This is a genomic window from Pseudomonas sp. ZT5P21, from assembly GCF_054897785.1.
The window spans coordinates 145,028-157,396 of sequence record NZ_CM142705.1 but is presented as its reverse complement, the minus strand read 5'-3'; the positions used below and the strand labels follow the sequence as shown (position 1 = coordinate 157,396).

At 59.0% G+C, this 12,369-nt stretch carries 11 protein-coding genes and 1 pseudogene; 5 read left to right on the top strand and 7 right to left on the bottom strand.

Annotated elements, in window-relative coordinates:
• Positions 1-56 precede the first annotated feature (56 nt).
• Positions 57-954 (bottom strand): annotated as a pseudogene (gene folE2 / locus ACYZT9_RS00735) (GTP cyclohydrolase FolE2).
• Between the two features lie 119 nt (positions 955-1,073).
• On the opposite strand from folE2, the gene zigA reads away from it, so the two are divergent.
• Both zigA and ACYZT9_RS00725 read left to right on the top strand, forming a co-directional pair.
• Positions 1,074-2,282: a zinc metallochaperone GTPase ZigA gene (gene zigA, locus ACYZT9_RS00730; protein WP_462008120.1), complete on the top strand. Its 1,209-nt coding sequence runs from the start codon at positions 1,074-1,076 to the stop codon at positions 2,280-2,282.
• Positions 2,282-2,932 (top strand): DUF1826 domain-containing protein, encoded by a 651-nt coding sequence (locus ACYZT9_RS00725; RefSeq protein WP_462008119.1) that lies wholly within the window; start codon positions 2,282-2,284, stop codon positions 2,930-2,932. Before zigA ends, ACYZT9_RS00725 begins: the two co-directional genes overlap by 1 nt.
• Positions 2,933-2,936: 4 nt before the next feature.
• Here ACYZT9_RS00725 and ACYZT9_RS00720 read toward each other — a convergent pair whose 3' ends face one another.
• Entirely contained in the window at positions 2,937-3,293 is a 357-nt protein-coding gene (locus ACYZT9_RS00720; RefSeq protein WP_462008118.1) for an NADH:ubiquinone oxidoreductase, read from the bottom strand.
• Between the two features lie 26 nt (positions 3,294-3,319).
• Between ACYZT9_RS00720 and ACYZT9_RS00715 the strand changes: the two genes are divergently transcribed.
• Positions 3,320-4,285, top strand: coding sequence for a CobW family GTP-binding protein (locus ACYZT9_RS00715; RefSeq protein ID WP_462008117.1), 966 nt, complete (start codon positions 3,320-3,322; stop codon positions 4,283-4,285).
• On the opposite strand, the gene ACYZT9_RS00710 is transcribed toward ACYZT9_RS00715, so the two are convergent.
• Positions 4,282-4,695 carry a DUF3301 domain-containing protein gene (locus tag ACYZT9_RS00710; RefSeq protein ID WP_462008116.1) on the bottom strand — a complete coding sequence of 138 codons (414 nt, stop codon included), beginning with the start codon at positions 4,693-4,695 and terminating at the stop codon, positions 4,282-4,284. The two genes, ACYZT9_RS00715 and ACYZT9_RS00710, sit on opposite strands and share 4 nt — an antisense overlap.
• Before the next feature lie 118 nt (positions 4,696-4,813).
• Between ACYZT9_RS00710 and pdxY the strand changes: the two genes are divergently transcribed.
• Positions 4,814-5,686, top strand: a complete 873-nt coding sequence (pdxY, locus tag ACYZT9_RS00705; protein WP_462008115.1) for a pyridoxal kinase PdxY — start codon at positions 4,814-4,816, stop codon at positions 5,684-5,686.
• A gap of 69 nt (positions 5,687-5,755) precedes the next feature.
• Here pdxY and ACYZT9_RS00700 read toward each other — a convergent pair whose 3' ends face one another.
• Positions 5,756-6,238: an acyl-CoA thioesterase gene (locus tag ACYZT9_RS00700; RefSeq protein WP_010465381.1), complete on the bottom strand. Its 483-nt coding sequence runs from the start codon at positions 6,236-6,238 to the stop codon at positions 5,756-5,758.
• A gap of 283 nt (positions 6,239-6,521) precedes the next feature.
• On the opposite strand from ACYZT9_RS00700, the gene ACYZT9_RS00695 reads away from it, so the two are divergent.
• Positions 6,522-8,285, top strand: a complete 1,764-nt coding sequence (locus tag ACYZT9_RS00695; protein WP_462008114.1) for a cation:proton antiporter — start codon at positions 6,522-6,524, stop codon at positions 8,283-8,285.
• 22 nt (positions 8,286-8,307) lie between these two features.
• On the opposite strand, the gene ACYZT9_RS00690 is transcribed toward ACYZT9_RS00695, so the two are convergent.
• The 3 genes from ACYZT9_RS00690 to uvrD all read right to left on the bottom strand — a co-directional run bounded on the left by ACYZT9_RS00690 (position 8,308) and on the right by uvrD (position 12,196).
• Entirely contained in the window at positions 8,308-8,715 is a 408-nt protein-coding gene (locus ACYZT9_RS00690; RefSeq protein ID WP_077430996.1) for an SMI1/KNR4 family protein, read from the bottom strand.
• A 135-nt stretch (positions 8,716-8,850) separates the two neighbouring features.
• Positions 8,851-9,723 (bottom strand): Tim44 domain-containing protein, encoded by an 873-nt coding sequence (locus tag ACYZT9_RS00685; RefSeq protein ID WP_462008113.1) that lies wholly within the window; start codon positions 9,721-9,723, stop codon positions 8,851-8,853.
• Positions 9,724-10,012: 289 nt separating this feature from the next.
• Positions 10,013-12,196 carry a DNA helicase II gene (uvrD, locus tag ACYZT9_RS00680; protein WP_462008112.1) on the bottom strand — a complete coding sequence of 728 codons (2,184 nt, stop codon included), beginning with the start codon at positions 12,194-12,196 and terminating at the stop codon, positions 10,013-10,015.
• Between the last annotated feature and the right edge of the window lie 173 nt (positions 12,197-12,369).

Sequence of the window (12,369 nt, the reverse complement as noted above, 5' to 3'; positions counted from 1 at the left end):
GCGGTTCGTCGAGTAACAGTGTCTGGGCGCTCCCCAGCGCAAAGCCTCGCAGCGAATCATGCCGCCTCCCAATTCCATCGACTTTCGGCGACGGCGTCATGGGCGTGCAGGCTTTCCGCGTGGACGACTTTCAGATGGAAGGCGTTGATGCCGGTAGAGCGCTTCAACGCCAGATTCAAGCGTCGAACGGCGTCTTCACAGAACATCAGGTTTTTGCCCGTTGGCCAGGGCGAAGGCTTGTTCGTCGGCGCGCTTTACAGCGGTTTGCACGGCGGTGGCGAGGGCGGCTTCGGCATCGTTGATCAGCGCAACCAGTGGCAGGTTTTCCAGACAGTCGTCGAGACGAAGCTTTGAGTGCGCGGTGCTGCGCTGGCTATGAGGCGTCGCAACGATGCCTTTTGCGGAACCAAGCCATGCTAAAACATCCGCGTGTTCAAGTGATCGGTTGGCGAAGTCATCGACGAATTGCTGTTGAATCAACTGCCGTGACAGTGCGGCCGAACAGGGGCAGGTTGAGGAATAAGGGATGTCGATTTTTAGTTCCACGTGGAACATCGCACTTTTCAGACGCGCTGCGATGCTAACTGGATAGGTTTTCCAACCGGACAATGGACTGATGAGCGCTGGCCGTTTGAGCAACAAATCAGCGTGAATTTCCAGATAAGCACTGTTGGATAGACCTTCATGAGTCTCGAGAAATCGCTGCAAGACGCGTCGCAATAGGGCTTGCGTCAGGTTCTCCTGCTCGAGCATGTCCAGCGCCAGATACAGCCGCGACATATGAATGCCCCGCGCTTCTCCATCGTCAAGGCTCACGCCCGCGTCAGCTTTCGCACTCAAGCGCTGGCCATCGAAGAAAATTGGAAGTGCAATGCCGCACATGCCCACCCATTCAAGTGGCAGGGCTTGGTGTGAGGCCTGCGCGGCGATATCCGGGAGAGTCAGCGCATTCATAACAGGCTCATCGTGGAAGTCGGATTAACATGTTATGTTATTACATAAAAATCGACTACGCCTTTTTTCAAAATCAAGCCCGATACACTGCGACCGGGCATCCCTGTGAGGAAATCCTTATGCCCAATCGTCTCCCCGTGACCGTCCTGTCCGGCTTTCTTGGCGCCGGCAAAAGCACGTTGCTCAACTACGTGCTGCGTAACCGTGAGAATCTGCGGGTCGCGGTGATCGTCAACGACATGAGCGAGATCAACATCGATGGCGGCGAAGTTCAGCGTGACGTCACCCTGAATCGCGCCGAAGAAAAGCTCGTGGAAATGAGCAACGGCTGCATCTGCTGCACCTTGCGCGAAGACCTGCTTGAAGAAGTCAGCAAACTCGCCAGGGACGGCCGTTTCGATTACTTGCTCATCGAATCCACAGGTATCTCCGAACCGTTGCCTGTGGCGGAAACCTTCACCTTCCGTGACGAAGAAGGGCAAAGCCTGGCCGACATCGCACGGCTCGACACCATGGTCACGGTGGTCGATGGCATGAACTTCCTGCTCGACTATCAGGCCGCTGAAAGCCTCGCTTCCCGGGGCGAAACCCTCGGCGAGGAGGACGAACGCTCAATCACTGACCTGTTGATCGAGCAGATCGAATTCGCCGACGTGATCCTGATCAGCAAGATCGACCTGATCAGCAGCCGCGAGCGTGAGGAGCTGATCGCGATCCTCGAACGATTGAACTCGCAAGCCGACATCATTCCGATGGTCATGGGTGAAGTTCCCCTGAAGAAAATCCTCAACACGGGGCGTTTCGACTTCGAAAAAGCTGCGCAGGCACCCGGATGGTTGCACGAGCTGCGCGGCGAGCACGTGCCGGAAACCGAAGAGTACGGCATCGCCTCGGCGGCTTATCGAGCACGCAGACCCTTTCACCCGCAGCGCTTTTTCAGCTTCATCGACCGTCCTTGGGTGAACGGCAAACTGCTGCGCTCCAAAGGGTTTTTCTGGCTGGCGAGCAAGCCCATGGATGCGGGCAGCTGGTCTCAGGCGGGCGGTTTGATGCGCCATGGTTTTGCCGGACGCTGGTGGCGTTTCGTGCCAAAAACCCAGTGGCCGCAGGACGAAGAAAGCACCGCCGCAATCATGGAAAACTGGACCGCCACCATCGGTGATTGCCGCCAGGAACTGGTGTTCATCGGCCAGAACATCAACTTCACCCAACTCACCGCAGAGCTGGACGATTGCCTGCTGACCAATGATGAAATGGCATCTGGCGTCGAGGGCTGGCGAATGCTGCCTGATCCGTTTGGTCCTTGGCATGAAGAGGATGCTGCGTGATGTTGGCACCGACCTTGAAGCTGCTGCCGGTCATTTCTCAGGTTCAGGGCGAGACGCCCCAAGCCCTTGCCCGGATTCTCGATGACGGTGTCAACCTCGCCATCTGGCAGCGCCAACTCCCGGCACACATCGCCGATTTCGGCAGCCTGCTGCTGTCCTTGAATGAGCCATTGGCCGAGTCGTTATCGCTGGAAATCGTCAACGAAGACACCGAACCCAACCTCCACGGATTAGCCTCGGGATTCAGCGATCTTGAGGGTTATGAGGGTTTCATCACCGACGTTTCCTGGCTGGTCAGCGCCTTCGCCTGTCTGCTGGGTGCCAAGCGCATCGGCGTGCGTTTACGGGTGCTGGATAACGCCATGTGCCCGCGCTTCCACGTCGATCATGTACCGGTGCGCTTGATTACCACGTACGCCGGTGTTGGCAGTCAGTGGCTGAAAGAAGGGGCGATGGATCGCCGCCAGTTGAGCCAACCCGAAGCCGAACCCACGGACAATTCGCTGATCCAGCAAATCGGCAGCGGCGGTGTCGCATTGCTCAAGGGCGAGAAATGGCATGGCAACGAAGGCTTTGGCCTGATTCATCGCTCGCCGCAGCTCGCGGCGGGCGAACGCCGTTTGATTCTGACTCTCGATTGGCTGAGTTAGCGGATCAAGGCTTGAGCCAGTTACCCTGGCTCTGGCTTTCACAAAACGGCTTCAGGTAAGCCGCGTCGGTCGCCACGCCGTAATAGTGAATATCCTGCCGGTAAGGCATATTGGCGACTTGAGCATTGCTGCACACGCCGAATGCGCCGCTGGGGCAATGATCGACGTATCGCACCTCGACTTTCTGGCCAGGAAGGTTCGGCTGACAGAAGCCATCGGCGAAGAGTTTTTTCGGGATGTTTCGGTTCTGCTGACAGATTTTCACGTCGAGTCGCTCAGCCGTGCTATGTACCACGCAAGCCTGGGCCATCGCTTCGCCAGAAACGAGCACCAAGAGCAACGTCCAGCCAATCAACCGCATCTTTACCTCCTCAGACAACACCGACCATGCTGCAGAATATTCCCACTCACGTCATTGCCGGCCCCTTGGGCGCAGGCAAGACCAGTTTGATCAAGCACCTGCTGGCACAGCGACCGGCGAACGAGCGCTGGGCGGTGCTGATCAACGAATTCGGGCAGATAGGCCTTGATGCCGCGTTGCTCGCCCGGGACGTCGATGGTATCGCACTGGGCGAGGTGGCCGGGGGCTGTTTGTGTTGCGTCAATGGTGCGCCGTTTCAGATCGGTCTCGGCCGTTTGCTGCGCAAGGCACGGCCGGATCGGTTGTTTATCGAACCGTCCGGACTCGGCCACCCGGCGCAGTTGCTCAAGCAGTTAAGTGAGGCGCCGTGGGTCGGCGTGCTGGCGGTTCAGTCTTGCGTGTTGGTGCTGGATGCCCAAGCGCTCGCCGCTGGCAAACCACTGCCGGTGACACAGCGGGAGGCGTTGAACAGCGCAGGGTTGTTGCTGTTGAATAAGTCTGAAAATCTTGAGGAGGCTGATCGAAAGCGAGTTATCGCGCAGTTGCCGTCACGTCCTTTGTATTGGACGCAGCAGGCCTTCCTTCCTTTGAAAGAGCTGCCAGGTCTTGAAGCGCAGGCTGTGGCGGGTCTGGATAACTTCATTGCAGCCAAAGGACTGACGCAGACGCCGGCCATCTGGACCGATCCCGCGCTGCCGATTTGCCTGAGCCAGGAACAGGATGACGGCTGGAGCATCGGCTGGCGCTGGCATCCGAGTCAGACGTTCGACTGCGCGCGCGTTGGCCGATGGCTTGAACGCCTTGCGTGGCGGCGGGCGAAGCTGGTTATCCACAGCGTCGAGGGTTGGGTTTCGGCGAATGCACTGGATAATTCGACGCTGGATTGGCAACCCAGCGAATGGCGCCGCGATTCGCGGATCGAGCTGATTTTCAGAGAGCCGCAGGAGATTGATTCACTGCAAAGAGATTTGGCCGACTGCCGGTCGAATTAAGGCCGCCACTTCGTGTGTTCCTGCCGCCACTGACTAAGCTCAATCACTTCAGCGCGAGGCTTCACTACGTCAACCACCGGAGGTGTGTCGTCGAAGGGCATTGGGTAGGGGGCCAGTTCGATCTGCGCGCTGTGGGCACCGAATTGGGTGATGGTGCCGTTGTGGCGTGTTTCGCCGGTCACCGTGAATTCGAAGTTGTACACACGGGCCAGACGTCGCTGGCCGTTGGCATCCTTGATGAATGCAATTTTTTTCAGCGCTACGTTGCCGTCCAGCAACTCGATCCCGAGCTTGCTGCAATGCTGCTTGACCCGCTCCAGCGCGCGCTCGCGCAAGCCATGGTTGTGCCACAGCCACGCACCAGCGGTGGCGAGCAGCATCAGCACGAAGATATTTCCGAGGGTCAGCATCAACAGGGTGCTCCAACAAGATAGTGCCAGCTTAACTGCGTCGCCGGTCTGTCGTACAGGCTGCGTTTAGTCGCATACTGCGCGGCTCGAATTTCAATCGTTTTACGGAACTCACCGCATGAAACGTACGCCCCATCTGCTCGCCATTCAGTCCCACGTGGTGTTCGGCCACGCCGGCAACAGCGCCGCTGTTTTTCCGATGCAGCGGGCCGGGGTGAATGTCTGGCCGCTCAACACCGTGCAGTTTTCCAACCACACTCAATACGGGCAGTGGGCGGGCGAAGTGCTGTCGCCACACCACATTCCCGAATTGGTCGAAGGCATTGCGGCGATTGGTGAGTTGGGTAACTGCGACGCCGTGTTGTCCGGTTACCTTGGCAGTGCAGCCCAGGGCCGGGCAATCCTGACCGGCGTGGCACGGATCAAGTCGATGAACCCCAAGGCGCTGTATCTGTGCGACCCGGTGATGGGCCATCCTGAGAAGGGCTGCAGCGTGCCAGCAGAAGTCAGCGATTTCCTGCTGGAAGAAGCGGCTGCCGTGGCGGATTTCATGTGCCCGAACCAGCTGGAGCTGGACAGCTTCTCTGGGCGCAAGCCGCAGTCGCTGTTCGATTGCCTGGCCATGGCGCGAGCCTTGCTGGCGCGCGGCCCGAAAGCGGTGCTGGTGAAGCACCTAGCCTATCCCGGCAAACCGGCGGATGTCTTCGAAATGTTGCTGGTGACCAGCGAAGGCAGTTGGCACCTGCGACGTCCAATGCTGGCATTTCCGCGTCAGCCTGTGGGCGTTGGCGATCTGACGTCCGGGCTGTTTCTGGCGCGTGTACTGCTGGGCGATAGCCTGGTGGCGGCTTTTGAGTTTGCAGCGTCTGCCGTGCATGAAGTGCTGCTGGAAACCCAGGCCTGCGCCAGCTATGAACTGGAGCTGGTGCGTGCGCAGGACCGGATTGCGCATCCGCGGGTGCGGTTTGAAGCGACTGCGATCAGCCTCTGATGTCGTGTCGCTCCATTCGACTTGCTCGCGAAAGCTATTTAAAGAACGCCATCAAACTGCCTGACCAGCTCAAGCGTCGCCCTTGATCTCCTGATAACGCTTTTCCAGTTCCTGCCGGATCTGACGGCGCTGTTGAGCCTGCATGAAGCGGCGCTTGTCTTCGCTGTTCTGCGGCTGCAGCGGCGGCACTGCGGCTGGTTTACGGTCATCATCCACCGCCACCATGGTGAAGAAACAACTGTTGGTGTGGCGCACCGAGCGCTCACGGATATTTTCGGTCACTACCTTGATGCCCACCTCCATGGAGGTGTTACCGGTGTAGTTGACCGAGGCCAGGAAGGTCACCAGTTCGCCGACATGAATCGGCTCGCGGAAAATCACCTGATCCACCGACAGGGTCACCACGTAGCGGCCGGCATAACGGCTGGCACAGGCGTAGGCGACTTCGTCGAGGTACTTGAGCAAGGTGCCGCCGTGGACATTGCCAGAGAAGTTGGCCATGTCGGGGGTCATCAATACCGTCATCGACAGCTGGGCGTTTCCGGGTTCCATAGCGTTCTCACGGTTCAAGGCAGGTTTCGGAGGGGTGCACCTCTGCGGGCGCCTGTTCGGTTTTTTCAAACCACAGTTATCGGGACGCCGGGCGGGTAGTCGCCGTCACGCCGGATCGATCTGTTTCCATATATTGCACCGCCTTCCTGCCGGAAGTCGCGGTGTTACCCTTCAAAAGCCCACCCCAAGGGCAATTCCTACGCGGAAAGCGGATTTTTACTCCGCTCGATCAGACATTTCCGGCGCCTGGCGACTGAGCGATGTCACCCAAGGAGCCCCAGACATGCATGCCCTCAGTTTTATTCAGGATCTGGCAGTGATCATGTTAATTGCGGGGGTGGTGACCGTGCTTTTTCATCGGTTCAAACAGCCTGTGGTGTTGGGCTACATCGTCGCCGGTTTCATCATCGGCCCGCACACGCCGCCGTTCGGTCTGATCCACGATGAAGAAACCATCAAGACCCTTGCCGAACTCGGGGTGATTTTCCTGATGTTTTGCCTGGGCCTGGAGTTCAGCCTGCGTAAGCTGTTCAAGGTCGGCGCCACGGCGTTCATCGCGGCGTTCCTGGAAATCGTGCTGATGATCTGGATCGGCTACGAAATTGGACGCTGGTTCGACTGGAACACCATGGACTCGCTGTTCCTGGGCGCGATCCTGGCGATCTCCTCGACGACCATCATCGTCAAGGCGCTCAATGACCTGAAGATGAAGAACGAGCGCTTTGCACAACTGATTTTCGGCGTGTTGATCGTCGAAGACATTCTCGGCATCGGCATCATCGCTTTGCTATCGAGCATCGCGGTCAGCGGCACGGTCAGTTCCGGCGAAGTGTTTTCCACGGTCGGCAAGCTGTCGTTGTTCATGATCGTCGCGCTGGTCATCGGGATTCTGCTGGTACCGCGGTTGCTGGCCTACGTGGCCAAATTCGAAAGCAACGAGATGCTGTTGATTACCGTACTGGGCCTGTGTTTCGGCTTCTGTCTGCTGGTGGTCAAGCTCGAATACAGCATGGTGCTTGGCGCGTTTCTGATCGGCGCGATCATGGCTGAGTCCCGCCAGTTGCTGAAGATCGAGCGCCTTATCGAGCCGGTTCGCGACCTGTTCAGTGCAATCTTCTTCGTTGCCATTGGGCTGATGCTCGACCCGATGATTTTGCTGCAATACGCGTGGCCGATCGCAGTGATCACCGTAGCCGTTGTGCTCGGCAAGATGCTCTCCTGCGGTCTCGGCGCTTTTATCGCCGGCAATGACGGACGCACCTCGCTGCGCATAGGGATGGGGCTTTCGCAGATTGGCGAATTTTCTTTCATCATCGCGGCGTTGGGCATGACGCTGCAAGTCACCAGCAACTTCCTCTATCCGGTCGCCGTGGCGGTGTCGGTGATCACCACGCTGCTGACGCCTTATCTGATCCGCGCCGCCGATCCGCTGTCGATCAAACTGGCTGCCGTGATGCCACAACGGCTCAGCCGCGTGTTGGGGATGTACGGCGAATGGCTGCGCAGCATCCAGCCTCAGGGAGAGGGTGCGCTGCTGGCGTCGATGATCCGGCGGATCCTGTTACAGGTGGGCGTCAATCTGGCGTTGGTGATCGCGATCTTCTTCTCGGGTGCTTATTTCGCTGAGCGAATGTCCACTTACCTGCAAGAATGGATCAGCGACCCGAGCTGGCAGAAAGCGTTGGTCTGGGGCGGGGCGTTGCTGTTGTCGCTGCCGTTCCTGATTGCCGCCTATCGCAAGCTCAAGGCTCTGTCGATGCTGTTGGCGGAGATGGGCGTGAAACCGGAGATGGCCGGCCGCCACACACAGCGAGTGCGTAGGGTGATCGCCGAATTGATCCCGATCCTGTCGCTGCTGGTGATCTTCGTGCTGCTGGCAGCCTTGTCGGCCAGTATTCTGCCGACCAACAAGTTGCTGATGCTGATTGCCGTGGTCACGGCCGCCGTGGCGGCGTTGCTCTGGCGTTGGTTCATCCGCGTGCATACGCGGATGCAGCTGGCCTTGCTCGAGACGCTGGACAACCACAAGGATTTGTCCGGGCATTGACGTACACGGTGCGTCGGACGGATCAGCTTTCCAGCCAGACATCCCGCGCCCAGTGCCACACCGATTCCCAGGTTTCTTCGGCGATCAGTTCTTCTTCCGCCTGCCACAGCACCACGGTGCCATCCTCTTCAACGAGGTAGTAGTCGTCACCGTCCTGGCAGATCGGAATCATGCTGCGGTCAACGCCGGCATCCCAGGCGTTGGCGGCAACGTCCGGCAGGTAGGTGTGGGATTGCGGGTCGGTGACGGTCACCGGCTCCAGGCTGCCGTAGACCACGTCGCTGACGGTCAGCAAAAATTCTCTGAAGACAAACGGAATGTCGATGAACAGTTGTTCTTCGATTTCGACCAGCAGATCTTCGTCGGGCAACTCCAAGGGGACCGGTACCGGTTCGTTGGCTTCACGCAGTTGTTCGATGATTTCTTCCACGTCCGGGATCCTCTTGCTTGATGGCGCGGTTTAGTTGGGGCGGTTTATACAGTAGCTCGCTATAGATGCAACCGCGAAATAGAAAACCCCGGCCGAGGCCGGGGTTTTGTTGCGACACATTTAACGCGGGTCGGTTCAGCCGTTCTGGCGGATACCGGCAACCAGCCAAGGCTGGTTTTCGCCCTGTGGACGTTCCATGTTCCAGCTTTCGCTGAACACTTCGCCCTGGTCGAAACGCGAGGCTTTCGACACACCGCTGAAGGTCAGGGTGGCGATGGTCTTGTCCGCACGATCATCGACGCCGTCCAATTGAACATTGAGGTTATCAATGTAGGTGGACTGGAAACCCTCACCCAGATCGGCACGTTCGCGCTTGAGAAACTCGAGCAGCTGCGGGGTCACGAACTCGGCGATCTTGTCCATTTCGTTAGCGTCCCAGTGTTGTTGCAGGGACTGGAAGTGGTTGCGGGCGGCTTCAATGAAGTTCTTTTCATTGAACCAGGCTGGTGCATTGATAACCGGACGAGCGGCGACCGGTGCAGCCGAACCACCGAAAATCGAACCCATGCCGGCAGGCTTCTGCTCAAGCACTTCACGCTGCATCGGCGCGCCGGCTGGAGCCAGGTGTTCCTGTTGCTTGCGGCGACGAGCGGCAATGAAGCGGAAGACCAGAAAGGCGATGACCGCCATGATCAGGATGTCGAAGATCTGCATGCCCTCGAATCCGCCGCCCATGAACATGGAGGCCAGCAGGCCACCGGCAGCAATGCCGGCCAGAGGGCCGAGCCAGCGCGAAGCACCGCCGGCCTTGGCGGCAGCGCCAGCGGCACCGGCTGCGCCCGCAGTGGCGGCAGCCCCGCCTGCAGCAGAAGAAGGAGCCATTTGGCTGGTCTGGTGAGTCGGCGCAGCGCCGGAGCTCTTGCCGCCACCAAAGCGCTTGGCGTTGGCGTCGAGGCTCATCGTCAGGCCGATGCACAACGCCATGGCGATGCTAAGAAAACGTTTCATAAAGGGAATTCCCATTTGTGGAAGGCACGCGCGCCATGTTGCACAGCTGAAGTGTTACTGGCTAGCGGCAGAGTGTTTCGGGCTTTTGCCTGACAGGTTGCATTCAGCTTCAGTCAGCGCAATAAGGCCTGTTAACTTTGGTCTGTAGGACGAGTGGATAAGTTCTGTAAGAAGGTAAACCTTGTGGGAGCGGGCTTGCTCGCGAGGAGGGTGTGTCAGTCGATACTTATACCGGCTGATACACCCTCTTCGCGAGCAAGCCCGCTCCCAGACAAGACCTATGTGGTCCTTAGATCGCTTCCAGCTTGGCGTAACCGAGCATCAGCCACTTGCTGCCTTCGCTGAAGTTTACCTGCACCCGCGCCTGAGCCCCGGCGCCCTCGAAGTTCAGGATCACGCCGTCGCCAAACACCGAATGCCGAACGGCCTGGCCGAGACTGAACCCGGTGTCCGGAATCTCGCTACTACCAAACAGACTGCTGGAACTTTGCTGCTGACCACCGCCAAACGGACGGCTGACGCTGTTGGACAATCGCACTTCCTGAATCAGGCCTTTCGGCACTTCACGTACGAAACGCGAGACCTTGTTGTAGGTTTCGCTGCCGTACAGACGTCGGGTTTCCGCGTAGGTCATGACCAGGTTCTGCATTGCCCGGGTGATGCCTACGTAGGCCAGCCGCCGTTCCTCCTCAAGACGGCCGGGTTCTTCCAGGCTCATCTTGTGCGGGAACAGACCCTCTTCCATGCCCACCAGGAACACGTAAGGGAACTCCAGGCCTTTGGCGCTGTGCAAGGTCATCAACTGAATGCTGTCTTCGTGTTCGTCGGCCTGAGTATCGCCAGCCTCCAGCGACGCGTGACCCAGGAACGCCGCCAGTGGCGTCAGATCTTCATCCTCCTCCGAGTTTTCGAAGTTGCGCGCGGCGCTGACCAGTTCCTCAAGGTTTTCTACCCGGGCCTGACCTTTTTCGCCTTTTTCCGCTTCGTGGTAGGCGATCAGCCCCGACTGCTCGATGACGGTCTGGGTCATCAAGTGCAGCGGCATTTCCATGCACTTGGCGGCGAGGTTCTCGATCAGCTCGATAAACGCGCCAAGCGCGCCGGCGGCACGGCCGGTCAGCCCTTTATTCGCGACCAGCAGGCGCATCGCTTCCCACATCGACACATCGCTGTGGCGCGCATGGTCGCGAATCGCTTCAACGGTTTTCTCGCCGATGCCACGGGCCGGAACGTTGATCACCCGCTCCAGCGCTGCATCGTTGCCACGGCCTTCGAGCAAGCGCAGGTAGGCCATGGCGTTCTTGATTTCTGCCCGCTCGAAGAAGCGCTGGCCGCCATAGATGCGATACGGAATGCGTTCGCGCAGCAAGGCTTCTTCCAAAACGCGCGATTGGGCGTTCGAGCGGTACAAAATGGCGATATCGCTGCGGGCCAAGCCGGTTTTCAGCGCGCTTTCAATGGTTTCCACCACATAGCGTGCTTCGTCGTGTTCATTGAACGCGGCGTACAGATTGATCGCTTCACCTTCGCCACCATCGGTCCACAGCTCTTTGCCCATGCGCCCGGAGTTGTTGGCAATCAGGGCGTTGGCGGCCTTGAGGATCCCGGCGGTGGAACGGTAGTTTTGCTCCAGGCGAATGGTTTCGGCATCCGGGAAATCGTCAGAATACTGATAGATGTTCTCGATTTTTGCGCCGCGCCAGCCGTAGATCGACTGGTCGTCGTCGCCGACCACCATCAGGCTGTCGCCGCCCTTGGCCAGTAGGCGCAACCAGGCGTACTGCACAGCGTTGGTGTCCTGGAACTCGTCCACCAGAATGTGCCGGAAGCGCTTCTGATAGTGCGCCAGCAGGCCAGGGTGATCGCGCCACAGATCGAGAGCACGCAGCAGCAGTTCAGAGAAGTCGATGACGCCCGCGCGCAGGCACGCGGCCTCATAGGCTTCATAAATGCTGCGCATGGTCGCCAGGAAAAGATCGCCGCTGGCTTGAATGTGCTGCGGGCGTAGACCTTCGTCTTTTTGCCCGTTGATGAACCACTGGGCCTGACGGGCCGGCCAGCGTTGCTCGTCAAGGCCTAGCTCGCGGATCACCCGCTTGACCAGCCGTTGCTGGTCGTCGCTGTCGAGAATCTGAAAGGTCTGGCTCAGCCCGGCCTCTTGCCAATGCGCCCGCAGCAAGCGATGCGCCAGGCCGTGGAAGGTGCCGACCCACATGCCGGCCGGGTTGATACCCATCAGCTGCTCGATGCGATGGCGCATCTCGGCAGCGGCCTTGTTGGTGAATGTCACCGACAGGATCGAGTGGGGCGAGGCGTTTTCGACCTGGATCAACCAGGCGATACGGTGCACCAGCACTCGGGTTTTACCGGAACCAGCACCGGCCAGGACCAACTGACGACCCACGGAGGCAGCTACAGCCTGGCGTTGGGCATCGTTGAGAGAGTTCAGCAGAAGGGAGAGATCATCGCGCATCGGGGCATTCTAGGGGGCTGCGTCACACCGGGCAAACCCCGCTTTGCTTTAGCCGATGAAAGATACGCGCAGGACGACTGGTCGGTCACTGGCTGCGAGCGTTGGTGGGCCTCGCTTCCAGGGTTTTCGGGGGGCAAAGGGCCTTCGGGCTTTTGGAAAATTTATGATCTGGA